The sequence below is a fragment of the Sphingomonas sp. PAMC 26605 genome, assembly GCF_000241485.1.
In the GTDB taxonomy this organism is placed as follows: Bacteria; Pseudomonadota; Alphaproteobacteria; order Sphingomonadales; family Sphingomonadaceae; genus Sphingomonas.
The window spans coordinates 1,976,888-1,984,024 of record NZ_JH584241.1; the positions used below are offsets into that span (position 1 = coordinate 1,976,888).

Annotated in this window: 7 protein-coding genes and 1 pseudogene; 1 reads left to right on the plus strand and 7 read right to left on the minus strand. The window is 69.0% G+C overall.

Annotated elements, in window-relative coordinates:
- Positions 1–63 precede the first annotated feature (63 nt).
- Genes wecB through dut form a run of 4 tightly spaced genes read right to left on the minus strand, consistent with a single transcriptional unit; the run spans position 64 to position 2,807 of the window.
- On the minus strand, positions 64–1,203 hold the full coding sequence (wecB, locus tag RH90_RS09220; protein WP_010185282.1) for a non-hydrolyzing UDP-N-acetylglucosamine 2-epimerase: 1,140 nt from the start codon (positions 1,201–1,203) through the stop codon (positions 64–66).
- A gap of 34 nt (positions 1,204–1,237) precedes the next feature.
- Positions 1,238–1,987 carry a HesA/MoeB/ThiF family protein gene (locus tag RH90_RS09225; protein ID WP_010185283.1) on the minus strand — a complete coding sequence of 250 codons (750 nt, stop codon included), beginning with the start codon at positions 1,985–1,987 and terminating at the stop codon, positions 1,238–1,240.
- Positions 1,984–2,364 carry a hypothetical protein gene (locus tag RH90_RS09230; protein WP_010185285.1) on the minus strand — a complete coding sequence of 127 codons (381 nt, stop codon included), beginning with the start codon at positions 2,362–2,364 and terminating at the stop codon, positions 1,984–1,986. Before RH90_RS09230 ends, RH90_RS09225 begins: the two co-directional genes overlap by 4 nt.
- Positions 2,361–2,807: a dUTP diphosphatase gene (gene dut / locus RH90_RS09235; protein WP_010185286.1), complete on the minus strand. Its 447-nt coding sequence runs from the start codon at positions 2,805–2,807 to the stop codon at positions 2,361–2,363. Before dut ends, RH90_RS09230 begins: the two co-directional genes overlap by 4 nt.
- 109 nt (positions 2,808–2,916) lie before the next feature.
- Here dut and RH90_RS09240 point away from each other — a divergent pair, with 109 nt between their 5' ends.
- Entirely contained in the window at positions 2,917–3,141 is a 225-nt protein-coding gene (locus RH90_RS09240) for a DUF3072 domain-containing protein (protein WP_010185288.1), read from the plus strand.
- A 15-nt stretch (positions 3,142–3,156) separates the two neighbouring features.
- On the opposite strand, the pseudogene RH90_RS22070 reads toward RH90_RS09240, so the two are convergent.
- From RH90_RS22070 to ubiB, 3 genes and pseudogenes are all read right to left on the minus strand, one after another.
- Positions 3,157–4,444, minus strand: a pseudogene (locus tag RH90_RS22070) (bifunctional phosphopantothenoylcysteine decarboxylase/phosphopantothenate synthase).
- Entirely contained in the window at positions 4,441–5,559 is a 1,119-nt protein-coding gene (locus RH90_RS09255; protein ID WP_010185289.1) for a hypothetical protein, read from the minus strand. The pseudogene RH90_RS22070 and the gene RH90_RS09255 overlap by 4 nt, the downstream one beginning before the upstream one ends.
- A 37-nt stretch (positions 5,560–5,596) precedes the next feature.
- A complete protein-coding gene (ubiB, locus tag RH90_RS09260; RefSeq protein WP_010185290.1) occupies positions 5,597–7,132 on the minus strand; it encodes a 2-polyprenylphenol 6-hydroxylase in 1,536 nt (511 codons plus the stop codon).
- Positions 7,133–7,137 lie beyond the last annotated feature (5 nt).

The window sequence follows — 7,137 nt, forward strand, 5'->3', positions numbered from 1 at the left end:
TGCTCACGCTCCGGCTAATGGGCGCCGAGCGTTGATATTTCGGAAACGCGCGAGCGCTGCCGCCTACGCGCCCGCCACACCAAAGCCGTTCGCGACGATGCTGGCAATCCGTGCGCTCGCCTGGCCGTCGCCGAACGGATTGTGCGCACGCGCCATTGCCGCATAGGCGGCGGGATCGTCGAGCAACGTAGTGACTTCTGAGACGATCCGCTGCGGATCGGTGCCGATCAGCCTGGCGGTCCCGGCGACGACGCCTTCGGGGCGCTCGGTCGTCTCGCGCATCACGAGCACGGGCTTGGCGAGCGCGGGCGCCTCTTCCTGCACCCCGCCCGAATCGGTGAGCGCGATGTGGCACAGGCCGAGCGCGCGGATGAAATGCGGGTAATCGAGCGGATCGATCCGCGCGATGTTGGGGCGGTCGCCGAGCACGCGTTCCATCGCCGCGACGACATTGGGGTTGGGGTGCATCGGGAAGAGGATCGCGACATCGTCGCGCTGTGCGATCTGCCCGAGCGCATGCGCGATATTGTCCATCCCCCCGCCGAAATTCTCGCGCCGGTGCGTCGTGACGAGCACGATCTTCTTGTCGGCGAAGCGCGTGGCGATATCGTCGAGCCCGGTGGCGAGCGACGGATCGGCTTCGAGCTTGGCGCTCGTCGCATGAAGCGCGTCGATCACGGTGTTGCCGGTGACGTGGATCGTCTCGGGCGCGATATTCTCGCGCCGCAAGGCGTCTGCGGCGGTCTGCGTCGGCGCGAAATGCTGGTCGGCGATCGGCGCGACGATCCGCCGGTTAACCTCCTCGGGCCAGGGCTGATAGATGTCGCCCGAACGCAGCCCCGCCTCGACGTGGCTGACCGGCACCTTGCGGTAATAGGCCGCGAGCGCACCGACCATCGCGGTCGCGGTGTCGCCCTGGACGATCACGCGGTCGGGTTTTTCGGCATCCATCACGTCGCCGAGACCGGTGAGCAGCCGCGCGGTGAGGCGGTCGAGCGACTGACCCGGCTCCATCAGGTCGAGGTCGATATCGGGGGTGACCCCGGCGATCGCGAGCACCTGATCGAGCAACCCGCGATGCTGCGCCGTGACGCAGGTGCGGACGTCGAGCCCCGGCACCGCTTGCAACGCGGCGACGACCGGGAAGAGCTTGATCGCTTCGGGCCGTGTGCCGAAGATGACGAGGATGCGCGGGCGTTTCATGGAACTGTCCTAGCGGGTCACCCTTAAGGCGCGCCTAACCGCAGCCCGGACAGCCGGGATCCTTGGGCAAGGTGATCGTGCGAAAGCGGAAGGCGAGCGCATCGACAAGCAGCAATTTGCCCGCGCTGTCTTCGCCGAAGCCGACGATCACGCGCAGCGCTTCGAGCGCGGCGAGGCTGCCCATCACGCCCGCCATCGCGCCGAGCACGCCATGTTCGGAACAGCTGTCGCCCGCGCGGTCGCGCGCGTCGCCGACGAAGCAGCGATAGCACGGCTTGTCGCTTTCCCAGCCGCGGAACACGCCGAGCTGGCCCTCGAACTGCCCGACCGAGGCCGAGACCAACGGGACGCGCAACGCCTGCGCGGCGTCCGACACCGCGAGCCGAGTCGCGAACGAATCGCTCCCGTCGAGCACGACCGACACTCCGGCGAGCAGATCGGCGGCGTTATCGGGCGTCAGCCGCGTGCCATGCTGTTCCACCGCGACGTGCGGATTGAGTGCGCGCGCCGCCCGCGCCGCCGCGGCGACCTTCGCCGCACCGAGGTCCTGCCCGCCGAACACCGTCTGGCGCTGCAGATTGGAGAGATCGACGGTGTCGTCGTCGATCAACACCAGCCGCCCGATTCCGGCGGCGGCGAGATACTGGATCGCCGGGCTGCCGATCCCGCCGGTGCCGACCAGCGCGACGCTCGCCGCCTTGAGCGCAAGCTGTCCCGCCCCGCCGACTTCGCGCAGCACGATGTGGCGCGCATAGCGCTCGAGTTCGGCGTCGGAGAGCGTCATCCGCGCCAGTCGAAGGTGATCGTCGCGCGGTACCACATGTCGCCGCCGCCCGCGCGCAGCGCGAGATTGCTGCGGGCGAAACCCGCGACCAGACCGGCGGCATATTGCTCGACCGTAGGGCAGTTGATCGCGTGCGGCACGGTGCGACGCACCACACCGTCGGTGCCGACCAGTGTCGCGACATCGACCTTGACGACATAGTGTCCGTCGGCCGGTTTCGGGACGGGACAGCGATTGGCGGCGATCTCGCCGGCGACGAAGCTGGTCAGCTGCGGCGTCAATTGTGGCGCCGCCACGTAAGGCAGCGGCGCGAGAGTCGTCCAGTCGCTGGGCAGCGCGGCAGGCTCCGCGGCCTGGAGAAAAAGGAAAAGCATCATCGTCCGGTCGATCCGAAACCCCCGGTTCCGCGGACGGTATCGTCGAGCGTGGCGGTCTCGTCGAGTATCGCGCGTTGAACCGGGGCCGGAACGAGTTGGGCGATCCGGTCGCCGCGTGCAATTTCAAAGGGTTCCTGGCCAAGATTGGCGAGGATCACCTTCACCTCGCCGCGATAGTCGCTGTCGATCGTGCCTGGCGTGTTGAGACACGTCACGCCATGCTTGAGCGCGAGGCCCGAGCGTGGGCGGACCTGCACCTCGAAGCCGTGGGGAATAGCGATGGCAAAGCCCGTCGCAACCGCAGCGCGCGCGCCGGGGGCCAGCGTGACGGCTTCGGCCGCGACGACGTCGAGCCCGGCGGCGCCATCGGTGGCGTAGGCGGGCAGAGGAAGGTCCTGGCCATGCGGCAGGCGTTTGAGCGCAATCGTGATCGGCGTGGTCATGCGCGCTGTCCTAGCAAGTCCGACGCGCCGTGTCGAAGTCTCGCAGGCGTTTGCGGAACCGCAAGGCGGTTCGACGGTTCAGAACATACCAGAAACATGTGAGTATCCCATGGCCGACACCCCGCACAATCCCAAGCTCGACGAGCATCCCGCTTCGAACACCGAGAAAGACCCTTCGCAATGGGTGTCGGGTGGCGATCCGATGACCGGCGCGCAGGAATCGTATCTGACGACGCTGAGCGAAGAAGCGCATGTCGAGCCGCCGAGCCCCGATCTGAGCAAGGCCGACGCGTCGAAGCGGATCGACGAGCTTAAGGGCAAGCTCGACCTGTAGGATCGGCTGCTCGGTTCAAGCGGTCAGCGCCCGTTCAATTCGCGCGGCGAGGCGCTCGGCGACCGCCTCCTTCGGGAGGCGGTCCCAGCTTTCGACACCGTCGGCGGTGACGATATGGACGGTGTTCGCCGCTCCCCCCATCACATCGCCGGACACGTCGTTGGCGACGATCCAGTCGACCTGTTTGCGCGCGCGTTTTGCGGTAGCGTGGTCGATGACGTGTTCGGTCTCCGCCGCGAAACCGATCAGCAACCGCGGACGCTGCGGGCTCCGCGCGAGGCCTGCGAGGATGTCCGGATTCTCGACCAAATGGAGGACGGGCGGCCCGCCCGCGCCCTTCTTGATCTTCTGCCCAGCGCTGTCGACGCGCCAGTCGGCGACCGCGGCGACGAGCACCGCGGCAGCGGCGGGAAGCGCCGCCGCCACCGCCGCTTCCATCTGGAGCGCCGTTTCGACATCGATTCGCGTCACGCCCTCGGGGGTCGCGAGCGTCACCGGCCCCGCGATCAGCGTCACCCGCGCCCCGCGCGCAGCGAGCGCGGCGGCGATCGCGAAGCCCTGCTTGCCCGAAGAGCGATTGGCGAGATAGCGCACCGGGTCGATCGGCTCGTGCGTCGGTCCGGCGGTGACGAGGATGTGAGTGCCGGTTAGCGTCGTGTTGATCGCAGTCACCCTCACCCTTCCGCCGCTTCGCTCCCCCCTCCCTCTCCCGATGGGAGAGGGAGGGGGCCCGCGCCGAAGGCGTGGGAAGGGTAAGGGCGACGCGCGCTCATGCCGCCAAAGCCGCCTGGATCGCCGCCAAAATCGCCTCGGGTTCGGGCAAGCGCCCCGCGCCGAATTCGCCGCATGCCATCGGCCCCTCGTCGGGCTCGAGCACGCTCACCCCGTCGCCGCGCAGCGTCGCGACGTTGCGGCGCGTCGCGGCGTGCTGCCACATCCGCACGTTCATCGCCGGCGCGGCGAGCACCGGCTTGTCGGTCGCGAGCAGCAAGGTCGTCGCGAGATCGTCGGCGATCCCCGCCGCCATCTTCGCCATCAGGTCGGCGGTGGCGGGCGCGACGACGACGAGGTCGGCCTCGCGGCTGAGCTGGATATGCCCCATCTCGGCCTCGTCCTTGAGGTCCCATAACGAGGTATGGACCTGATTCTCCGACAAAGCGGCGAGCGTCATCGGCGTGACGAAATGCGCGCCGCCCGCGGTCAGCACGCATTTCACGCCGATCCCGGCCTTGCGGCACAGCCGGATCAGCTCGCACGCCTTGTACGCGGCGATGCCGCCGCCGACGATCAGCAGGATCTTCATCGCGTCACCCGCGTGACCGTGATCTTGCGCTGCGGGGACCGCGCCGCCTCGATCAGGTCGCGCAGCCCATCGGGCGCAAAGGCAAGGCCGATCAGGAGCATGGGCGCGATCATCAGCCCCCAATAGAAGGTATCGGTCCGCCCGAACAGCGCGAGCAGCGCCGCATACGCCACGAAGGTGGCGAGCGCGCGCAGCGCGAGCGGGCTGCGCCACGCCGACCAGCCGAACAGCGCGAGCGCGACGAGCGGCGCAGCGAGCCACAGCGGCGCGAGATCGAGCGCGGTCGAGAGCTGCATCGTCTTCACGAAGAAGCCGAACCCGAGCAAGCCGGCCCAGCCGGGCGAAGCGGGATCGGTGTCGCGCACCACCGTCGCCACGGCCTGCGCGTGCAGCGCGACGACGATCGCCAGCACGCCGAGCGTCGCCGCCCAGCCGATCGCCTCGCGGCGCCGGCCTTCGGCGAGCGCGAGCAGCGCCATCACCCCGACATACAGCGCGGCGGTCTCGCGGATCAGCATCGCGATCAGCCCGATCGCAACCGCCTCGATCCAGCGGTCCTCGCGGCGCAGCGCCAGCGACAAAGCGATCAGCAGCCCGCCCCAAATCTCATGGAAGGTGACGAGATCGCTCTGCACGAACGCCATCAGGCCCGCGGCGAGCAGCGCCAGCGCGATCAACACCGGCGGGCGCCGGTTGAACACACCGTCAAGCCGCCGATACCAGGCGTAGCCGACGCCCGCGACCAGGACGTAGAGCAACGCAATCATCGCGACCGGCGGGAACGCCGCCTCGACCACCGCCAGGGTCGGCAGGCGAAAGGTGACGAACGGGCGCATCGGATAGTCGCCGGTGCGGAGCGCCTGCGCCGTGACGGCATAATAGCCCCCCCCGCCGCGCACGCCTTGCACGATCGTTTCGTAGAGCATCACGTCGCGCTGGTCGTCGGCGCGCGCCTCGGGGGTGTGCTGGACGGGCGGCGGTCCTGGGCTGACCAGTGCAAGCAGGCTCGCGAGCAGCAGAACCGCGAGCAGCGCGACCGCGACACGCGCGCGCGCTTGCGGCAGCGCGGCATAGCGCGACGGCTGCGCCAGCCAGAGGGGCGCGCGCGCAGTCATGCCGCCCGGTCGGTCGCCGGCAGCGGCGGCGCGCGCCTTACCCCCACAGCATCCATCCCAGCCCAAGACTCGCGCCGGCGCTGAGCACCGCGACCAGCGCATAGCGCCACCCCCCTCCGATCCGCACCACTTCGATCTCGCGGAGCGGCGGCTCGGGCGGCGCGCCGGGCGGATTGGGGAAGCGCCGCTCGATATTGCGGATCAGGTCGGGGAGTCGCGCGAGCGTGCGGAAATCCTCGACCAGCCGGTCGGCGACCGCCGCCTCGGGGCCGAGTTCGGTGCGGATCCACTCGCGCACGAACGGGGCGGCGGCGTCCCACAAATTGATGTCGGGATCGAGGCTCGTCGCGACGCCCTCGACCATCACCATCGTCTTCTGCAGCAGCAGAAGATGCGGCTGCGTCTGCATGTCGAAATCGCGCGTGATGTTGAACAGCCCGTCGAGCATCATGCCGATCGACATGTCTTTGACCGCCATGCCGCGCATCGGCTCGCCGACCGCGCGCAGCGCGGTTGCGAACTCCGCGACATTGTGGTGCGGCGGGACATAGCCCGCCTCGAAATGGATCTCGGCGACGCGCTTATAGTTGCCGGTGATCAGCCCGTAGAGGATCTCGGCGAGCCAGACGCGCGCGCGCCGGTCGATCCGGCCCATGATGCCGAAGTCGATCGCCGCGATCTTGCCGCCGGGCAGCGCGAAGAGATTGCCCTGATGCATGTCGGCATGGAAGAACCCCTCCGCGATCGCCTGGCGCAGGAAGGCGTGGACCAGCGTGTTGGCGAGCGCCTTGAGGTCATAGCCCGCCGCCACGAGTGCCGGTCGGTTCGACAGTTTGATGCCGTCGATCCATTCGAGCGTCAGCACCTTGCCGCTGGTGCGCTGCCAGTCGATCTTGGGCACGAGGAAATCGGGCTCGGCGGTCATCGCGTCGGCCAATTCCGAGGCCGAGGCCGCCTCGCGCCGCAGGTCGAGCTCGCGCGCGGTCCAGCGCTTGAAGGTTTCGATTACGAGGCGCGGGCGCAGCCGTGCAAGTTCGCCGCCATAGCCCTCGACTTGCGCCGCGGCCCATTGATAGGTCTCGATCGCGCGCGCGAAGTCTTCCTCGACGCCGGGGCGCAGCACCTTGATCGCGACCGTCCGGCCATCGGTGGTGACCCCGCGATGGACCTGCGCGATCGACGCGGCGCCGACCGGGACGGGGTCGATCGTGGCGAACAGATCGGCCGGGTCGCGCCCGAAGGCGCGCGTCATCGCGGCGTGGATCGTCTCATAGGGGACGGGCGGGAGCGCGTCCTGCAGGCGCATCAGGTCATCCGAGGCGACTTCGCCGACGATGTCGGGGCGCGTCGCGAGCGTCTGGCCGAGCTTGATCGCGGCGGGGCCGATCGCCTGGAGTGCATCGGCATAGCGCGGCACTTTAGGCACGCGCGCACCGATCCGCGCAATGCGCGCAAGCCGTCGCATCGGCAGCGGCGTGTTGGGATCGCGCTCGATGCCCGAGAGGGCGCCGTGCCGCGCGAGGATCCGGCCCCATTTGAGTAGGCGCCAGACATGGGTTGCGGGCGCGGTCATTGTCT

Excerpts from the sequence above, each read along its gene's own strand:
- RH90_RS09240 (WP_010185288.1), top strand. The coding sequence starts at position 2,917 with ATGGCCGACACCCCGCACAATCCCAAGCTCGACGAGCATCCCGCTTCG.
- RH90_RS09255 (WP_010185289.1), bottom strand. The coding sequence starts at position 5,559 with ATGACTGCGCGCGCGCCCCTCTGGCTGGCGCAGCCGTCGCGCTATGCC.
- ubiB (WP_010185290.1), bottom strand. The coding sequence starts at position 7,132 with ATGACCGCGCCCGCAACCCATGTCTGGCGCCTACTCAAATGGGGCCGG.
- dut (WP_010185286.1), bottom strand. The coding sequence starts at position 2,807 with ATGACCACGCCGATCACGATTGCGCTCAAACGCCTGCCGCATGGCCAG.
- RH90_RS09230 (WP_010185285.1), bottom strand. The coding sequence starts at position 2,364 with ATGATGCTTTTCCTTTTTCTCCAGGCCGCGGAGCCTGCCGCGCTGCCC.
- wecB (WP_010185282.1), bottom strand. The coding sequence starts at position 1,203 with ATGAAACGCCCGCGCATCCTCGTCATCTTCGGCACACGGCCCGAAGCG.
- RH90_RS09225 (WP_010185283.1), bottom strand. The coding sequence starts at position 1,987 with ATGACGCTCTCCGACGCCGAACTCGAGCGCTATGCGCGCCACATCGTG.